At 34.1% G+C, this 18,008-nt stretch carries 14 protein-coding genes and 1 pseudogene; 13 read left to right on the forward strand and 2 right to left on the reverse strand.

All coding sequences use genetic code 11. The features are described 5' to 3' along the window. The 6 genes from ES765_RS12550 (at position 1) to ES765_RS12575 (ending at position 6,134) form a co-directional block, all read left to right on the forward strand. A complete protein-coding gene (locus tag ES765_RS12550; protein WP_138114671.1) occupies positions 1-342 on the forward strand; it encodes a DUF2853 family protein in 342 nt (113 codons plus the stop codon). Positions 343-438: 96 nt separating this feature from the next. Beyond that, positions 439-1,275: a S1 RNA-binding domain-containing protein gene (locus ES765_RS12555; protein WP_138114672.1), complete on the forward strand. Its 837-nt coding sequence runs from the start codon at positions 439-441 to the stop codon at positions 1,273-1,275. Between the two features lie 170 nt (positions 1,276-1,445). Continuing rightward, positions 1,446-2,054, forward strand: coding sequence for an SPOR domain-containing protein (locus ES765_RS12560; protein ID WP_138114673.1), 609 nt, complete (start codon positions 1,446-1,448; stop codon positions 2,052-2,054). Next, positions 2,054-2,962, forward strand: coding sequence for a 1,4-dihydroxy-2-naphthoate octaprenyltransferase (gene menA / locus ES765_RS12565; protein ID WP_138114674.1), 909 nt, complete (start codon positions 2,054-2,056; stop codon positions 2,960-2,962). The genes ES765_RS12560 and menA overlap by 1 nt, the downstream gene beginning before the upstream one ends. A gap of 33 nt (positions 2,963-2,995) precedes the next feature. Then, a complete protein-coding gene (locus ES765_RS12570; RefSeq protein ID WP_138114675.1) occupies positions 2,996-3,757 on the forward strand; it encodes a LytR/AlgR family response regulator transcription factor in 762 nt (253 codons plus the stop codon). 406 nt (positions 3,758-4,163) lie between these two features. Next, on the forward strand, positions 4,164-6,134 hold the full coding sequence (locus ES765_RS12575) for a histidine kinase dimerization/phosphoacceptor domain -containing protein (RefSeq protein WP_138114676.1): 1,971 nt from the start codon (positions 4,164-4,166) through the stop codon (positions 6,132-6,134). Between the two features lie 12 nt (positions 6,135-6,146). On the opposite strand, the gene ES765_RS12580 is transcribed toward ES765_RS12575, so the two are convergent. Then, positions 6,147-6,941 carry an SDR family oxidoreductase gene (locus tag ES765_RS12580; RefSeq protein WP_138114677.1) on the reverse strand — a complete coding sequence of 265 codons (795 nt, stop codon included), beginning with the start codon at positions 6,939-6,941 and terminating at the stop codon, positions 6,147-6,149. A 45-nt stretch (positions 6,942-6,986) separates the two neighbouring features. Here ES765_RS12580 and ES765_RS12585 point away from each other — a divergent pair, with 45 nt between their 5' ends. From ES765_RS12585 to ES765_RS12615, 7 genes and pseudogenes are all read left to right on the forward strand, one after another. Next, positions 6,987-8,039, forward strand: coding sequence for an o-succinylbenzoate synthase (locus tag ES765_RS12585; protein WP_138114678.1), 1,053 nt, complete (start codon positions 6,987-6,989; stop codon positions 8,037-8,039). Then, entirely contained in the window at positions 8,030-8,989 is a 960-nt protein-coding gene (locus tag ES765_RS12590) for a CPBP family intramembrane glutamic endopeptidase (RefSeq protein WP_138114679.1), read from the forward strand. The genes ES765_RS12585 and ES765_RS12590 overlap by 10 nt, the downstream gene beginning before the upstream one ends. Beyond that, positions 8,982-10,067, forward strand: a complete 1,086-nt coding sequence (locus ES765_RS12595; RefSeq protein ID WP_138114680.1) for an AMP-binding protein — start codon at positions 8,982-8,984, stop codon at positions 10,065-10,067. Before ES765_RS12590 ends, ES765_RS12595 begins: the two co-directional genes overlap by 8 nt. A gap of 144 nt (positions 10,068-10,211) precedes the next feature. Further along, complete coding sequence (locus ES765_RS22725; RefSeq protein ID WP_138114681.1) at positions 10,212-10,529, forward strand: carboxypeptidase-like regulatory domain-containing protein; 318 nt, start codon at positions 10,212-10,214, stop codon at positions 10,527-10,529. A 51-nt stretch (positions 10,530-10,580) separates the two neighbouring features. Continuing rightward, positions 10,581-12,215, forward strand: a pseudogene (locus tag ES765_RS12605) (YfbK domain-containing protein). A 96-nt stretch (positions 12,216-12,311) separates the two neighbouring features. Next, positions 12,312-13,658, forward strand: a complete 1,347-nt coding sequence (locus ES765_RS12610) for a M24 family metallopeptidase (RefSeq protein WP_138114682.1) — start codon at positions 12,312-12,314, stop codon at positions 13,656-13,658. A gap of 96 nt (positions 13,659-13,754) precedes the next feature. Continuing rightward, complete coding sequence (locus tag ES765_RS12615) at positions 13,755-16,349, forward strand: carboxypeptidase-like regulatory domain-containing protein (RefSeq protein WP_171017296.1); 2,595 nt, start codon at positions 13,755-13,757, stop codon at positions 16,347-16,349. Positions 16,350-16,360: 11 nt separating this feature from the next. On the opposite strand, the gene ES765_RS12620 is transcribed toward ES765_RS12615, so the two are convergent. Further along, entirely contained in the window at positions 16,361-17,989 is a 1,629-nt protein-coding gene (locus tag ES765_RS12620) for an acyl-CoA carboxylase subunit beta (protein WP_138114684.1), read from the reverse strand. Between the last annotated feature and the right edge of the window lie 19 nt (positions 17,990-18,008).

The raw sequence follows: 18,008 nt of genomic DNA on the forward strand, positions 1-18,008 counted from the left end.
ATGAGTAAAAGAGACGATTTAATTGAAAAGTATGCTGCGGACATCAAAGATAAATTTGGTGAGAGTGCAGATATGGATTTACTTAAAAAAGTAACTGTAGGCTTAGGACCTTCAATTTACAATTTAGATGCTTCTAAGGTATCTGGTGGTGATCAAAAGGAATTGGATACTGTTAAGAATAACTATTTGATTAAGAAATTAGGTCTTAATGATGGTTCTGAATTAGATGATGCAATTAAAGGTGTTATGGACAAGTATGGTTCCTCTAATAAAAATAAGCACAGAGCAGTTATTTATTACATGCTTTGTAAGCATTTTAAAAAAGCATCTATTTATAAATAGCACAGCGCTGATTTGAAACTATAGACCGTTACCATTTTGGTGACGGTCTTTTTTTTTACGGCTAGGTTTCTAGATTTTAAAATGTAATTTTGTAGTATGATAGAATTAGGACGTATAAATAATCTAGAAATCTTAAGGGATACCAGTGTCGGACTATTTTTGGGCGACGAAGAAGGTAACGACGTTTTGTTGCCAAATAAATATGTTCCTACCAATTATGAAATTGGTGAGAACATAAAGGTATTCTGTTACTTGGATTATGATGAAAGACCAGTGGCTACAACATTAGAGCCAGATATAATGTTAGGGGAGTTCAGATTGCTTCAGGTTGCAGAAGTTAATGAGTTTGGTGCCTTTATGGAATGGGGTCTTGAAAAGCATCTTTTAGTTCCTTTTAGAGAGCAGCGCGTTAAAATGAAGGAAGGGCAATGGTATGTAGTTCATTGCTATTTAGACGAACGGTCAAGTAGATTAGTGGCATCCAATAAGTTGGATAAATTTTTAAGTAATGATAGTGTCGACCTTAAAGTATGGGAGCAAGTAGATTTGGTGGTAACCAGACAGACCGATTTGGGCTGGGAAGTAATCGTTAACGAACGACATAAGGGCCTAGTGTATTTCAATGAAGTCTTTAAACCAATTAATATTGGTGATGTAATACCCGGTTGTATTAAAACAATTCGAAATGATAATAAATTAGATATTTCCCTTCAACCCTTAGGGACTAAGGTATTGGAGCCAGCTGCAGCAAAGATTTTTGAAGTTCTAAAAGAAAATGGTGGGTTTTTAGCGCTGCACGATAAATCTGCACCTGAAAAAATAAGGGATGTTTTTCAGATGAGTAAAAAAACGTTCAAGAAAGGCTTAGGAACTTTGTATAAGGATAGAAAAATTAAGATGGAGTCGGACGGAATCACCTTAATTGAAGATTAGTTTAAATTTGTCAGAAAAATATTAATTAATTGATTTGCAGATTTATATGCTAATTAAACCATAAGATTTTTGTGATACTAGTCATTATATTTTATTTTTGAGGCAAATAAAAAGTTATTAATAATTTTTAACTTACATTTAGATTTAAGTATCAAATTTACAGTTGTTATATGCCTTTTATAGAAGAGAGTGATTTATTAGAATTACATAAAGATGTGGATAAAGCCCAAATTATCAATGAACGTCTTCTAGACCAAATAAAATATAAGAATAGGGAATTAAAAAATAGTAAAATCCAGCGTAATATTTTTGCTGGGATTACAACTCTTTTTTTTATTGGTGGTTTAGCATTTACCTCTTTCACCGCAGGTTTGTCTAGTTCGGGTGGTTTTAATAGAAATACCTCAAATGATTTAGTTCTTACTTCTATTGATAGCGTAGATGCTATAAGAACGCGATTAGAAAGCTTAAAAGAGCAGAATGAAGAACTTAGCTTAGTAAAGGAATTTTATTTGGCCAAAGAGTTCTTGCAAAAAGAAAAGATATATTCAGTTCAAGTAAAATCATTCGTTGATAATAACGTTACCCTAGCCTCCGAGGCACTTACAAATACGCTTTTCGTTAAAACAAACCCATTTTACTCTTATTCTTTAGGAAATTTTGAAACCTTACAAGAGGCTCAGTCTTTTAGAAAACAGTTGGTTGATATAGGCTTCGGTGATGCCTTTGTAGCTTCATATCAAGATGGTAAACGAATACAGATAGAAGATCCTTTTTAGTGACTAAAGTTAATGCTTGGCTCAATGCGGCAAGACTTAGAACCCTTCCTTTATCTATTTCAGGTATACTTGTAGGTACTGCTATTGCAGCGTCTCAAGGATCAACAAATGTGGTAATTTTTGTTTTAGCGCTATGTACGACTATAGGACTTCAAATAACCTCTAATTTTGCCAATGATTATGGTGATGGGGTTAAAGGAACCGATAATGAAGAAAGGGTAGGTCCTAAAAGGGCTTTGCAAAGCGGACTTTTAACAGCAAAACAACTTAAGAAAGGTATCTATATTAGCATTTTTATAAATAGTATACTAGTTGTTTTATTGGTGCTAACATCTTTTGGGTTAAGCCAAGTGTTATATCCCGCTTTGTTTTTGATATTAGGAGCTTTTGCAATTTGGGCCGCTATAAAATATACAGTTGGTGAATCAGCTTATGGTTACAATGGCCTTGGAGATATATTCGTTTTTATTTTCTTTGGCTTGGTAAGTGTTTTGGGGTCTATGTTTTTGAACCTCAAATCAATTTCCCTGATAGCATTTTTACCTGCAATTTCTATTGGTCTTTTGAGTGTAGGTGTTCTTAATCTAAATAATATGAGAGATTTTAAATCTGACAAGGCTGTAGGGAAAAACACCTTGGTTGTTAAGTTGGGTTTAGAAAAAGCAAAGACATACCATTATGCGTTGTTGAGCATCTCATTTTTATCTTTGTTTTATTTTTTATTAACAACAAACGGCACACTCTTGCGTTATGTATGTCTTATCGGATTTGTACCTGTGTTTATTCACATGATTAAAGTATCGTTAACGAGTAATCAGGCAGATTTAGATCCAGAACTTAAAAAATTGGCCTTAAGTACCTTTTTCATTGCTCTGCTGTTTTTTATTAGTTATTTTTATTTTTTGTAATTTTGAGTGTAACTTTCTAAACCATTTTTGACCTTGGAACAACCCATTAAAATTCTAATTGTTGAGGACAACGTGATTATCGCAGATGACATGCAGTCCATGTTAGAGGAGATAGGATATGAAATTGTAGACAACGTAATTGTATATGAACAGGCAGTTGAAGTATTAAAAACACAGCAAGTAGATTTAGTTCTTATCGATATAATTTTAGCTTCCGATAAAACCGGTATAGATTTAGGAAAGCATATTCGAGAAAATTATGATATTCCATTCATTTTTGTAACGTCAAACTCTGACAGAGCAACTGTGGAGAACGCAAAGACAGTTAAGCCAAATGGATATTTGGTAAAACCATTTGAGCAACAAGACCTCTACACCTCTATTGAAATTGCTCTTTCCAATTTTATTTATGGCAAACAGAATGTAGCAAAGGGACTTTCTAGTGAAGTTGTCGAGAAAGATGTTCCTATGTCCAATTCTGTTTTAAAGGATTCAATATTTGTCAAGAAACAACATTTATATTATAGAATACAATTTGGAGATATTCAGTTTATAAAGGCTGACAATGTGTATTTAGAAGTAAATACGGTTGATAAAAAGTTTTTGGTTCGTTCTCCTTTAAAGGACTATTTAGAGAAGTTACCACAGAACAAATTTTATAGAGCTCATAAGTCTTACATCGTTAATGTGGATCATATCGATGCTATCAATTCTAAGGATATTATGATTAACAATACGTTAATACCAATCTCAAAAGATTTCAAAGAATTTATAATATCGGCAATGAATTCATAAAACAAACTGTTTATTTAACCCATAAAAGCACCTTTTCGAGGTGTTTTTTTTGTTTTTAATCAGATGAGCTGTTCGCATTTTCCGCTTAAGTGTTGGTTATTATCGGTGAATTACGCGCTTAAATCGGTAAAGGTAGTTTCACAACAAATATTAGGGGTTTCACAACAAATAAAGATGAATAGCTCAGCTAAGCTATAATTTTGTACTCTTTGAGACTAGTAGAGATTCGGTACAAAATGGCAGTCTCAATTAAATTTTTTCAATTGTTTTGAATGAATGCTACAAGTTTATTTAAATGTACGTAGAACCCGCTTTTTGCACTTAACACAACTTAAGCTCACAACAAAAATTTAGTAGAATCAAGTATTAGTTATAAGTTTGATTTTACTTTTTCTTTTAAGGTAATATGAAAAAGAATCTTATTTCTAAATTGATATGCTCATTGTTCTTAGGTGCACTTTCGTGCATGGTCTTTGCACAAGATGAACTTTCTACTCAGAATGATGATTATTTTAAGCAATTTCAGGATTTAGAGAACGGCGAGCTTCGTTCTTTTTTCTTTTTCAATACTTCCAACCGTTATAATCAAAATTCTCCATACGATTGGTTAGATACGGTTAATGTGTATTTAAATAGTTCAGAAAAAACTAAGGATACTACCTCTATTAGATACTATCAACTCATACAAGCTAAGATTTACTATGATTTAGGTAATTATGAGAAGAGTTTAGCGATTTCAAGATCTTTGTATGTTTATTTGGATACGTTGGATAAGGATGTAAAGAGTTCTATTTTAGAATTGATGGATGATAATTATGCAATGTTACAATTGTATGATAAGCAGATTGAAATAAGGAGAGTTAAACGCGAATTAGGCTTAATAGAAAACGTTGCCTTCTATGATATTTATGCAAGCCTTGGTCAATATAGAAAGGCGATGCGTGATTATATGACGGAGGAAAAAAAGGAATTGAAAGATGATGATTACTATGGCCAAGCTGTTTATGACAACACTATTGGCAATTATCTTAGATTGGACAAATCTACCCCTACGGCACTTAGTTATTTTAAAAAGGCAGAAGGCTTAGTTCAGGTTTTTTTAAGCGATGTTACCAATCAAAGGACTGATAAGGAAATTACTGATGGAAAATTTTTAAGTGGATTAATAATAGGTAATATAGGTAAATGTCATGTTCAATTAAAAGAATATGAAAAAGCTATTCCATTTTTAGAGGAGAGTAGGGAGATTATTAAGAAATATAGTAAAGGTAAGTTTTCTCCTGATTTGATAGAGAACACCTTGGCGTTAGCAGATTGTTATCTGAAATTGGATAATTATGCTAAAGCAACTGATTATTTAAGTGATAATATAAATCCTATTAAGCCCGACAATATTCTTAAGCGAAATAGAATTTATGCAGATTACTATTATAAGACAGGTGATTTTAAAAACGCTACTGTTTATTTAAAACGAAATATTAAAATTAGAGATTCGATAGATGCGCAGGCATCTAATATAAAAAATCAACAATTGACTTCTGTAGTTACCCAAGACCTCGAGAATTCTCGTAAAATGATGGAGCAACAAAAAGCTCAATTAGAAGAATCTAGAAAAGATATAAAGGCTAGAGATGATAAAATTAGTTTAGTATTTGTATCCTTGATATTTACACTTATAGGTTTTGCAGGTCTGGTTTATGCATATTTGAAAAGTATCAAAAATCAGCGCCTAATTGCAGAACAGAAATTTATCATCGAAAATGCACTGGTTGAAAAGGATTCATTGCTAAAAGAGATACACCATAGGGTAAAGAATAACTTGCAGATGGTTTCCAGTCTGTTAAGCCTTCAGACGAAAAACACAAAAAGCAAAGCAGCTATTGAAGCATTAGAAGAGGGTAAGAGTAGGGTGAAAGCAATGGCTTTAATCCATCAAAAATTATATCAAAACGATGACTTGTCTGTAATTGAGATGCAAGGGTATATCGAAAGTTTAATTAACAGCATACAATCTGTTTATAAGAAGGGCGGACACAATATTAATATTACTATTGATGCTGAGGGTGTGGAATTAGATATAGACAGAGCCATACCATTTGGACTCATCTTAAATGAATTAGTTTCAAACTCCTTTAAATATGCATTTCCACAAGATGATAGTAATGGCAAAATTTATATTCATTTACGTAAAATAGTTGGTCAAGAAGGATTTTTCGAATATACAGATAATGGTATTGGGTTACCTGAGGATTCTGATGAACGCGCTAATTCTTCTATGGGAATGCGTCTTATGAATAGATTAGCTAATCAACTACAGACTTCGCTAAATACAGATAAAACTACCGAAGGGGTTCGTTTTTGGTTTAATTTTAAATAACCTAATTATAGGTTATCGAACGTTACTTTTCAATACTATTTTGTGTAGTAATTTTGGAAAGAACCTTTTAAGATAAATAGCATATTTTTCTTTTCCTCCAATATAGGTCTCGAACTTTTTCTTTTTAATAGCTGCAATAATTTTTTGTGCGCAGATTTTTACGGGCATACCATTCACTGTGGCATTATCTTCTTTTTGTAAAGCACTACCATCTCCTGTTAACGCATTTTTAGCCACATTGGTTTGAATAAATCCAGGGCAAATTAATGTTACATCAATATTATCCTTTTCATGTTCCATTCGTAATGCGTCAAAAAAACCGTGAAGTGCGTGTTTGGCACCACAATAACCAGAGCGATATGGGGATGAAAATTTCCCCATCAAACTGGTAATAGTGACAAAATGACCGCTTTTTTTAGCTATAAAATAGGGAAGTAATTGTTTTGTTATATTTATAGTACCTAGGTAATTAACGTCAATCATTTGTTGGTATACTTCAAACTTAGTTTCAGAAATCAATGAGCGTTGGCTAAGTCCTCCGTTATTAATTAAAATGTCAATCTTGCCGTATATTTTAATTGCTTTTTTTGTGATAGCGTTTAACGATTTAAAATCAGTTAAGTCTAACGGTAAAATAATTGCCTTGTCAGGAAATTTGCAATTGTATTTAACGTCGGTCAAGGTATTTTCTCGTCTTGCCGAAAGTATTATTCTACAACCAAGGCTATTTAATTGGTAAACTAATGCTTCTCCAATTCCTGAAGACCCTCCTGTTATCCATATCACTCTATCATCTATACTTTCCATTTCAACCCTATTAAAGTGAAAATATAGCTAAATTTGAAGGATTATATGAGGGCAACATTTAAAAAATATCAGCTTCAATTTAAAAACCCTAGTGGTACCTCTAGAGGTATTTTACGAACGAAGGAAACTTGGTTTATTATCTTGGAACATAATGGTGAGTTTGGAATTGGTGAATGCGGACTCTTTAGAGGTTTAAGTTTTGATGATGTTCCTGAATATGAGGATAAATGTTCATGGGTTTCAGCGCATATTACATTAGGGGAATCTGCAGTATTGAAGGAGTTAACTAATTTTCCAAGTATACATTTTGGTGTGGAGCAAGCATTTTTATCGCTTCGCTCTCAATATCCATTTGAGCTTTTTGAATCTTCGTTTTTAAAAAAGCAGCAACCTATTTCTATCAATGGACTTGTTTGGATGGGAGATACGAAGTTTATGCTTAGTCAAATTGAAGAGAAACTCAAAAATGGTTTTACATGTATTAAAATGAAAATTGGAGCTATCGATTTTAATGCAGAAATCGAACTTTTGAAATCTATTCGGAAATGTTATTCTAAAGAAGAGGTGGAGTTGCGGGTAGATGCTAATGGAGCTTTCTCACCTGATGAAGCCCTAAATAAGTTAGAATTACTTTCAAAGTTAGATCTACATTCCATAGAACAACCCATAAAGCCAGGTCAATGGGAATCTATGAGTCATCTCTGCAAAAATACGCCTCTATCAATAGCATTAGATGAAGAGTTAATTGGCATATTCGATGTAACAAATAAAGAGGAACTCCTACAAACTATACAACCTCAATACATTATTTTAAAGCCAAGTTTGGTTGGCGGTTTTGTAGGATGTAAGGAGTGGATAGATTTAGCCGAAACGAAAGGTATTGGTTGGTGGATTACCAGCGCATTAGAAAGTAATGTAGGGTTGAATGCCATTGCGCAATGGACGGCAACATTAGATAATAAAATGCCCCAAGGTCTTGGAACAGGTTCTTTATTTTCTAATAATTTTGAAAGTCCCTTAGAGGTGGTTCAAGGAGGGTTGTTTTATAATAATTCTAAAAAATGGAAAAATAATTTAATAAATGATTTATGTATATAGAACAAGCGTACAAAGGGCTTAGTGATAGTTGGCGCTACAGTATAGGGATATTTGGTATTTTGGTTGTTTGGCAAGTATTAGCTGCCATACCCTTACTAGCTGCATTAGCTTTAAAGGATGGAGGTATATCTGCTATGATGAGTGGCGATATTGGGGCGATGTCAACAGTTTTGGGCTCTAATACTTTTTTGTTTTATATGCTTCTTACGTTTGCAATTGCCTTACTCTCTATATTTGTATTTGCTAAATTTCTTCACAAGCAATCGATAACGTCCCTAACGACTTCAAGAAAGAAAATAGACTGGAAACGTATAATTTTTTCATTCTTGCTTTGGGCGTTGATTTCTGTAATTTTTATTTTTCTGGATATTTATTTATCTCCAGAAGGTTATGAGTTTAATTTTAACCTAGTGCCATTTTTAACGCTTGCAGTTGTAGCTATTTTAATGATTCCTTTACAGACCAGTATGGAAGAATATTTTATGAGAGGTTATATGATGCAAGGCTTAGGGATCATCGCTAAGAATAGGTGGTTTCCATTAATCTTTACATCATTGTTGTTTGGACTATTGCATATACTTAATCCTGAAGTAGAAAAATTAGGCTATGGTATATTAATATTTTACATAGGAACAGGATTCTTTTTAGGTATCATAACGTTAATGGATGATGGTTTAGAATTGGCCTTAGGCTTTCACGCAGCTAACAATCTAACGGCTGCTCTATTGGTTACTGCAGATTGGACAGCTTTTCAAACAAACTCATTATATAGGGACATCTCAGACCCTGTTTTGGGTTGGGATGTCTTAGTTCCCGTTTTTATAGTTTTTCCTATTCTCTTATATTTATTTTCAAAAAAATATGGGTGGACAAATTGGAAGGAGAAGCTAACCGGTAAAGTTTTGACAGAAGAAGAATTTATGGAACAATACAAAGAAGAAGTTGTATAAAGTTAACATACATCCAAGCTTTTGTATCGATGGGAAAGGATTTTCAGTAATTGATCTCATAGAATTGGGATACAGCTATATTAAAGAAGGAGCTGAATTTGAAAAAGATATCGGTCAGTTTGTTTTAGATTGGATAGATAGTTGCCCAACACTTAATGTACGGACTTCGGGATCGACTGGTGTTCCTAAATCCATCGTATTAAAAAAAGAGTACATGGTCAACAGTGCCCTAGCTACAGGTAGTTATTTTGCACTCTCACCAAGAGACTCAGCCCTTCTGTGTTTGCCAGCAACCTACATTGCAGGTAAAATGATGCTGGTAAGAGCCATGGTCTTAGGATTAGACCTTCATATAGGTCCGCCAACCTCAAATCCTTTAAAAACGATTACTAAATCATTTGATTTTGGAGCAATGGTTCCTTTGCAGGTATTAAACTCAATACCGTATTTAACTCAAATAAGAACTTTACTCGTTGGTGGAGCTCCTATTTCAACAGATTTAAGGGTTAAAATTAAAATGCTGGATAATAAGTGTTATGAGACCTATGGTATGACCGAAACGATTACACATATTGCGGTTAGACCATTAAATCATATCAACGGTTTAGATAAAGAACTATCTTTTAAAACGCTACCAGCAGTTTATGTTTCAAAAGATGAACGAGATTGTTTAGTTATTCAGGCTCCAAAAGTTTCTAATGAAAAGGTGGTTACGAATGATGTCGTTGAGTTACTATCATCGTCAGAATTCAAATGGTTGGGACGATTGGATAATGTGATTAACTCTGGTGGCATCAAATTAAACCCTGAACAAATAGAATCTAAACTATCAAGCATAGTAGACCAAAGTTTTTTTATAAGTTCCGTACCAGACCCAAAACTCGGGGAGCGTTTGGTATTGGTCTTGGAGGGAGCTGTTGAAGAGGAAGATTTATCACATAGAATCACCTCAAGTGATATTTTGACGAAATACGAGATACCACGATTGATTAAAACAATTCCAGAATTTATACGAACAGATAGTGGTAAAATAAAAAGAAAAGAAACCATGTCCTTATTGAACTCGTCACTTCCCTAACCATAAAGCAAGCTTCCCTCATTCATTATTTTTTTAATGTTACTTCTTCTATAGGTTTATAACTCAATCTTTAAACCAGTAATTATGAAAAATGTAGCATTTCTATTCTTTCTTTTTGGTAGTTTCTTAGTATCTGCTCAATAAATGGAGATAATTGGTTCTGTAAGTGATACCTATGGTCAGTCATTCTCAGGCGCAAATATCTTCGTGAAAGGTACTTCCAATGGTACACAAACTGATTTTGATGGAAACTATTCTATAAACACCTATAAAGGGGCCGAATTAGTGTTTACATACATTGGTTTCAAGGCCAGGGTAATTGAAGTTCAAGACCTATCCATTATCCATGTTTCATTAGAAGAAGACTATCAAGCATTAGAAGAGGTTGTAACCATAGGTTATGGTGGTAGTTTAAATCGTAGTCAAGCGGTAGGTGTGATTTCCAAACCATATATAAGATAGGTTCAAAAAGAAGATTTTCAATACAGTATTAGCCAACAGTTACAGGGTAAAGTGAGCGGCGTCGCTATTGGTGCCGACGATAGAAAAAATGTACCTGCTAAAATTAAAAGCCCTCTTTATATCATTGATGGAGTTCCTATACAAAAGGAATATAATGCTATTGCCGATAAAAAAATCTTGAAGGCTTTTAGTGCTGAAAAATTATATGGAACCGAAGCACAACATGGTTGTATTATCATCAATACCGTAAATGGTAATTATATACTTGAAGAAGAAGAAAGTTACGCTCGAATTACCGAAAATCAATTTCAAAAAGTTGAAATTAATCCATTATCTACTTTTTCCATTGATGTGGATAACGCCGCTTATAGCAACATTAGAAGATTTATAAATAATGGGAAAGAGATTCCTGCAGACGCAGTTAAAATTGAGGAAATGATAAACTACTTTGATTATGACTATCCGCAACCAAAAGATGATTATCCTTTTTCTGTACATACGGAAGTTGCCAATACTCCATGGAATTTAGATACTAAATTGGTACGTATAGGTCTACAGGGCAAGGAATATTTAAATGAAGAATTGCCGGCATCTAACCTTACCTTTTTAATTGATGTTTCCGGATCAATGTCTGACAGCAATAAATTACCCTTATTAAAATCTGATTTCAAATTATTGGTAAATCAATTAAGGGATAAGGACAATGTAGCAATAGTCGTTTATGCTGGTGCTGCGGGTGTCGTGTTGGAGCCAACCTCAGGTAAAGGCAAAATAAAAATAATGAATGCGCTCAACAAGCTAGAGGCGGGTGATTCGACTGCGGGTGGCCAAGGTATTGAATTGGCCTATACGTTGGCGAAAAAATATTTTAAAAAGAACGGAAATAATCGAGTGATTCTTGCCCCAGATGGTGATTTTAATGTGGATCTATCCAGCGATAAGGATATGGAAAATCTTATAACTGAAAAAAGGAAATCTAGTATTTTTCTTTCTGTATTAGGTTTTGGTATGGGTAATTATAAAGATTCGAAATTAGAAATTTTGGCGAATAAAGGGAATGGTAACCACGGCTATATAGACACGATGCAAGAAGCTCAAAAATTATTTGGTAAGGAGTTTGGTGGTACTCTATTTACTATAGCAAAAGAGGTGAAACTTCAAATTGAATTTAATCCGAATAAAGTAAGGTCTTACAGATTAATTGGGTATGAAAATAGAATATTGGCAGATGAGGATTTTATAGATGATACTAAAGATGCAGATGAGTTAGGGAGCGGACATAGGGTTACCGCTATCTATGAGATTGTTGAAGTTGGTATAGATTCAGAGTACGTCAAAGAAGTGTCAGATTTAAAATATATTAGTAGCGATAGCAAGAATAAATTTTCAAATGAATTATTTACGGTAAAGTTTCGATATAAAAAGCCATATGGAAACAAAAGTATAGAATTGGTCCATGTTCAAAAAAATATTATTGAAGAAATGTCATCAGATTTTTAATTTGCTTCTGCAGTTGCCCTATTTGGTCAGCAATTAAGAAAATCAGTTTTCAATAATAATACAACCCTTCACGATGTCATTGTACTGGCAGAGAAAGGTAGAGGTGATGATGAGAACGGATTTAGGGCAGAATTTATACGATTGGTTAAAAGTGTAAATGAGAATTTAGTAACAGATAGATATTAAACTTATTTAAGCCATAAAATTCTATTTTTTTAAAGGAATAGGTTATTTCAAATGTTGGTTATTTTGTATTTTCATACTTTATATAAAATAATACTCATGAGAAAACTATTACTTTTAATTTGCCTATTGTTTATCGGTAAAATGTATGCACAACAGATTCTTTCAGAAAAAGAACGTGCAATTGTAATCGATGAAATCTTAGATGACCGCTTTAATAATCTATTACCTCAATTAATGGATGAGGCCGGTTTAGATATGTGGGTGGTAATTTCAAGGGAATATAATGAAGATCCTGTAATTCGTACAATGCTACCAGCCACATGGTTGAATGCAAGAAGGAGAACGATACTATTGTTTTACCGTGACAAAGCAAAAAATACGATTGAAAAACTAGCCATAGCTCGTTACAATGTTGGAAAGAATATTGTTTCTGCTTGGGATAAAGAGAAAGAACCGAATCAATGGAAGCGTTTAATGCAATTGATATCTGAAAGAAACCCCCAGAAAATTGGAATTAATATGTCTAAAGACCATAATATCGCCGATGGTTTAGTTAAGACCGATTATGATGAATTTATGGAGAATCTTCCAAATAAATTTACTTCGAAAGTTGTATCGGCAGAGCAATTGGCGATTCGTTGGATTGAGACAAGATCAGTACGTGAAATGATTATTTATAATCAATTGGTAGATATTACCCATGACATTATTGCAGAAGCTTTTTCTGAAAAAGTGATTACTCCAGGAGTCACCACAACATCAGATGTTGTATGGTGGATGCGCCAAAAAGTGACGGATTTAGGATTAGATACTTGGTTTCACCCTACAGTTGATGTTCAACGAAGTGAAAAAGATAATGCGAGCAAATTTTATTCTTTTGCAGATAAACCAGAGGACATGATAATCTTACCAGGTGATTTAGTGCATTGTGATTTTGGTATTACATATCTACGCTTAAATACAGATTGTCAAGAGTTAGCCTATGTACTTAAACCGGAAGAAAAATCAGCTCCTGATTTTTTAGTTAATGGACTTAAAGATGGTAATAGGGTACAAGATTTTCTCACAACCAATATGGTAAAAGGTAGGAGCGGTAATGATATTTTGGCAAAGTCATTAGGCGAGGCCAAAGCTGCCGGACTACAACCTTCCATTTATACACACCCTTTGGGTATGTATGGTCATTCTGCAGGTACAACTATTGGTATGTGGGATTCTCAAGGTGGCGTTATGCGTGATGATGGTGAAAACTATCCTTTAAATCCAAACACGGTTTATGCAATAGAATTGAACACTACAATTAACATTCCTGAATGGAATAGAGATATTCGTATTATGCTAGAAGAAGCGGGTTTCTACGGAGAAAATGGTTTTAGATATGTGAACGGTCGTCAAACGGAATTATTATTAATCCCTAGGGTTAAAAATCATCAAGGAAATTAGATTTATAATAAATTGTAGGACTTATTTTATTTTAGAAGTATAGTTCTCAATCACTTTTTGAAAACTAGCTTTATGGGAATGGGTTTAAATTTTATTTTGAAAAGAATCCTGCTTGTTGGTGCTTGGTTTTGTTTATTTTTTTTACCAAAAATCTTGCTTTCACAAACGTATTTCAAAGGGATAGTTTTAGATGCGGATACAGGCTTTTCATTACCCTATGTGAATATTGGCTTCATTGATAAAGGGCTTGGAACCGTTTCGGATGAGAACGGTTCCTTTAATTTTTCTTTTGATGCATCAAAATTATCCTCTTTAGATACCTTAAAAGTTTCCTCGATAGCGTATAAAGAATTTAAGCTGCCATTTTCGAAAGTAGTGGAACAAGGCTTAAAATCAATTGAAATAAAGTTGGAACCAGAAATTGTAAGTCTCAATGAAGTTGTTTTAACCAGTACTAGAAGAAAGAGAAGAAATAAGAACGAAAAAATGGTAGGTTATGCCTTTGTAGGGCAATTGAAAAATGGTTCTTGGGAAGGGGAAGGTGCCCTAGGCGGGGAATTAGTAACTAAGATTAATGTTAACAAGAAAAAGAGAGCACTGAATGCTTTTTACTTTTATGTTCTAGAGAATACCTCAGATAGTCTTTTGATACGGATTAACGTATATGATGGTACTACCAAAAATCCTGAAAAAAAGATAACCAATAAGAATATCATATATACTTTAAAAACTAAAGTCGGTAAAGTAGGTATTGACCTTGCTCCCTATAATATTACTGTGCAAGATGATTTTAGTATCGGTATAGAACTACTGAAGGTATATGGAAATCAAATAGGGCTCATCTTAGCAGGGGATGATACTCCTGGGGTTTCCTACAGAAGATATACGAGCCAAGGAGAATGGAAAAGATACTCTAAAGACGCATTAACCTATTTCGTGAGTACCACGTTATTGGAAGAAGAGGAAGATGATGAGTTGAATAATGCAACTTTGGTTACTGATTATTCTACTGAACAATTGCTACAAACCTTGGGTGAAAATGAAGGTGTAGTTAATGGTTTTGTATTCAAAGAAGGTGAACCTCTAATCAATGCTCAAATTCAAAATCTAAATACAGGGAAAGTCACTGCAACAGATGAGAGTGGTAGATATAGCTTGCAAGTCAAAGTGGACGATGAATTGGAATTCAGCTATTCAAATTTAAAAGCAGAAGTAAGAAAGGTATTGGAAACCACGTTTGGCATCAACGTTTCATTAGAAGTAAAAGTAGTTGAATTAGAAGAGGTTACCGTAACCAGCATGGTCAAACAAAAAAGGACACAAAAAGAATTATACGAGCAGTATAACGATGATAAGGGGATTATTAAAACGTCTTTTGGTATTTATGACAAGGAGACAACCGCTGTTTCTTTAAAAATACTTGATGAGTCTGATTTTACGGGTGGTGTGAACTCAATCGGGAATTTGTTGCGGGGTAAGATACCTGGTTTAACTATGCGGTCTAATGATAATACGAATGGTTCGACAGAGATTTATTTGAGGCAAGGAGGTACTATTCGCTCTATTCCTGCAGCATATGAGGTTGATGGACTTATTGTGTCTGGTTTCCCTGATTTTTTAGACGTTTCCCAAATTAAACGTATTGCTGTTTTATCAGGACTTGCCTCTGTTGCAAAATACGGTACTGTTGGTGCTGGAGGGGTTATTATTATCAATACAAAGAATGCTAATTTTTCACCTCCGCCTTCTGGTTCAACTATTAAAGTGAAAACGTTTACCCATAAAATGAATGAGAAGGTAATAACCGAGGAGGAAGCTCGTCGTAATTGGCCAGATTTTTTACAGGAGCTTTATGTGAGCCAAAACTTTACGGAGGCTCAAGAGATTTACAATTCTTATAAAACTAAATACGGTACAAACCCCAATTTTAATATTGACGCCACTAATTACTTTCTTGAATTTTGGGACAAAGAAGCTTTTACTGAAGAATTAGTTTCTACGAATCTCAATCGTTTCAATACCGATGTTAATTATTTAAAGGCACTAGCTTTTGTATTGGATAAAAATGAAAAATATGACAAATCTGTAGATTTATACAAACAAATATTATTATTGAAATCAAATTTGGTAGAATCTTATCGAGATTTGGCCAATGCATATATCAATAATGGCCAGGGAGGAAGAGGAGAAAATTTATATGCTAGATATTTTAATTTGACCAAAGAAGGCTTTTTCTCAAAACAACCAGAAGCACTTCAAAATGTAATTAACTCAGAAGTAAAAGCCTTACTCGATATTTCAGAGAATGAATTGGATAGCTCACTATCAAATTTCATTAATCAAGACAATGTAAAAACCAGAATTTTATTGGAATGGAATGATGATGCTGCTGAATTAATTTTTCAATTTATCTCACCGGATAATAATGTAAGCAACTGGTCGAATGCTATGGATGGTGAATTAAGTGAAAGCCTACTTTCTAAAGGCTACACTAGCAAAGATTTTTTTATCTATGGAAACCAGACTAATTGGCGAATTAATGCAGATTACAAAGGAAATAAAACAGGTCTGGCTACGTATTTAAAAATTACGATTAGCACAAACTATGGTGCTGAAAATAAAGAAGACCTGATTAAAATCTTTAGAATGGATGTAAGGAATGTGAATAGAAATTTAATTCAAATTCCTTAAGAATACCCATCTTAAACCTGCAAGATGCCCATATTAAATGGCTTTTCAATCGGTGCATGGTTTGCAGCCTCAATGCCCATTGAAATCCATTTACGCGTATCTTTTGGGTCAATGATTGCATCGGTCCACAAACGAGAAGCGGCATAGAATGGTGATACTTGATGGTCATACTTCTGCTTAATTTTATCGAACAGCTCTTTTTCTTTTTTCTCTGTAATGGTTTCCCCTTTCTTTTTTAAAGAGGCTTTTTCAATTTGCAAAAGGACTTTTGCAGCAGAATTTCCACTCATTACGGCAAGCTCTGCACTCGGCCAAGCAACGATTAACCTTGGGTCGTACGCTTTACCGCACATCGCATAGTTTCCTGCACCATAGCTATTACCGATTATAATAGTGAATTTAGGGACCACAGAATTACTAACTGCATTTACCATTTTGGCGCCATCTTTAATAATACCACCATGTTCACTTTTACTACCTACCATAAACCCGGTAACATCTTGTAAAAAAACTAACGGAATCTTTTTTTGGTTGCAATTCGCTATGAATCGCGTTGCCTTATCTGCAGAATCAGAATAGATTACACCACCAAACTGCATTTCGCCACTTTGGGTTTTCACAACCTTTCTTTGATTAGCAACAATACCAACTGCCCAACCATCGATTCGAGCATATCCGGTAAGAATGGTTTTCCCGTATCCAGCTTTGTATTCTTCAAATTCAGAATCATCGACCAATCGTTTAATGATTTCCATCATATCATATTGCTCTGATCGAGAGCCAGGTAGAATTCCGTAAAGATCATCTGGATTCTCCTTTGGTTTAATAGATTTCTTACGATTAAATCCTGCCTTTGGAAAATCACCAATTTTATCCATAATATTCTTAATGGTGTCTAATGCTGCGGCATCATCTTTTGCTTTATAATCAGTAACACCACTAATTTCACAATGGGTTGTCGCGCCACCTAGCGTTTCATTATCAATACTTTCGCCAATAGCAGCTTTTACCAAATAGCTTCCTGCTAAAAATATACTTCCGGTTTTGTCTACAATTAAAGCTTCATCGCTCATTATAGGTAAGTAAGCACCACCTGCTACACAACTTCCCATTACTGCCGATATCTGGGTAATTCCCATACTACTCATAATCGCATTATTTCTGAATATTCTACCGAAATGCTCCTTATCCGGAAAAATTTCATCCTGTAGCGGTAAATAAACACCTGCACTATCCACTAAGTAAATAATGGGCAACCTGTTTTCAATAGCTATTTCCTGTGCTCTTAAGTTCTTTTTTGCAGTTATAGGGAACCAAGCTCCAGCTTTAACGGTAGCGTCATTTGCTACAACAATACATTGTTTGCCTTTTATGTAACCAATTTTTATAACAACACCTCCAGATGGGCAGCCGCCATGCTCTTCATACATACCCTCACCAACAAAAGCGCCTATCTCTATTCTTTCAGATTTTGGATCTAATACATATTCAATACGTTCACGAGCAGTCATTTTTCCTTGGTCATGTTGTTTAGCAATTTTTGCTTTTCCACCTCCCAAATGAACCTCGGCTAGTTTTCGCCTAAGATCTGATAATAACAACTTGTTCTTATCTTCGTTTTGATTGAATTTAATGTCCATTCCTTGTGTTTTCTTTTCT

This window comes from Maribacter sp. ACAM166 (genome assembly GCF_005771495.1).
Classification (GTDB): domain Bacteria; phylum Bacteroidota; class Bacteroidia; order Flavobacteriales; family Flavobacteriaceae; genus Maribacter.